Raw genomic sequence first — 1,065 nt, 5'->3', positions numbered from 1 at the left:
GTGGCCGCGCCCGACTCGAGCAGCGCCAGCCATTGAGCGGCCGCACGCGCAACCTCACGACTCACAGGTCCACCAGCAGGCAATGTTCATAGGCTTGCGCCATGTAACGCTTCACCGTGCGCTCCGACACCTCAAGCCGCTCGGCAATCTCCCGATAGCCCAGGCCCTCCAACTGACTCCAGAGGAACACCCGGCGCACGCGCACAGGCAGGCCGTCGAGCAATTCGTCCAAGGCTTGCAGGGTTTCCAGCACCAGCCAACGCAGCTCGGGAGACGGCACGCAGGCTGGCGGCAGATTCCCCAGTGCCGTCAGATAAGCCTGCTCAAGGCTGCGTCGCTGATGAAAATTGACCAGCAGGCGCTTGCCCACTGTCACCAGGTAGGCCCGCGGTTCCTGCATCTGCGCGAGCGGCTGGGCGCTGGCGAGCACCCGCACAAAGGTGTCCTGGCTCAGGTCCGCCGCGTCCCAGGCATTGCCCAGGCGCCGACGCAGCCAGCTTTCCAGCCAACTGCGATGGTCGCGATACAGGCTCGACAACGTCGGTTCGGGCGCGCGCGAAGGGACAACAGCATCATTCATGGCAAGCAACCTACGCAGCGCGATTGAGTCTCAAATGAGATTCATTCTATTTAATATCGCAGCGCGACACCATGATCTTTTCAACTGGGTGTTTATGCGGGCAACGAAAACCAGCGAACCCAGGCGTTGTTACCAAAAGCGCGCCTGGCAGCGACCTAAAACCGCACACCTTGTGCGTTGACCATCCTGGTAACACCCCATATAGTGTGCCCACACCAACAAACAACCACTACATAGTGTGCGAATCCGTAAAACGCCGACCACACTATGCGCAGTATTTCAATGCCTTGAAGCCTGCAAATCACCTATTTTTGGACGGGGTCACACGCCGTCAGCACAGACCAGGAAGGAGTATTTCAATGCTGAGTTGGGATGAAGTCGACAACGTAGACACCGGTGCAGCGGTGATCAAAGGCGCCAACGCCGGCCACGCCACCGAAGCCAACATGGACCGCCTCGACGGTGCCGGCGCCGCCGCTGCCATC

At 60.2% G+C, this 1,065-nt stretch carries 1 protein-coding gene and 1 pseudogene; one reads left to right on the top strand and one right to left on the bottom strand.

Translation table 11 applies throughout. The features are described 5' to 3' along the window. Positions 1-61: 61 nt before the first annotated feature. A complete protein-coding gene (locus L9Z73_RS31075) occupies positions 62-580 on the bottom strand; it encodes a sigma-70 family RNA polymerase sigma factor (RefSeq protein ID WP_247408828.1) in 519 nt (172 codons plus the stop codon). Between the two features lie 359 nt (positions 581-939). On the opposite strand from L9Z73_RS31075, the pseudogene L9Z73_RS31070 reads away from it, so the two are divergent. After that, positions 940-1,065 (top strand): annotated as a pseudogene (locus L9Z73_RS31070) (ribonucleotide-diphosphate reductase subunit beta); the annotation flags it as partial.

Source organism: Pseudomonas emilianonis (assembly GCF_023072625.1).
Lineage (GTDB): Bacteria > Pseudomonadota > Gammaproteobacteria > Pseudomonadales > Pseudomonadaceae > Aquipseudomonas > Aquipseudomonas paraveronii.
Note: the sequence above shows the minus strand (reverse complement) of the source record. Positions and strands in the feature narration are given on the sequence as shown.

Bases quoted from the DNA above. Each gene is read 5' to 3' on its own strand.
- L9Z73_RS31075 (WP_247408828.1), bottom strand. From the start codon at position 580: ATGAATGATGCTGTTGTCCCTTCGCGCGCGCCCGAACCGACGTTGTCG.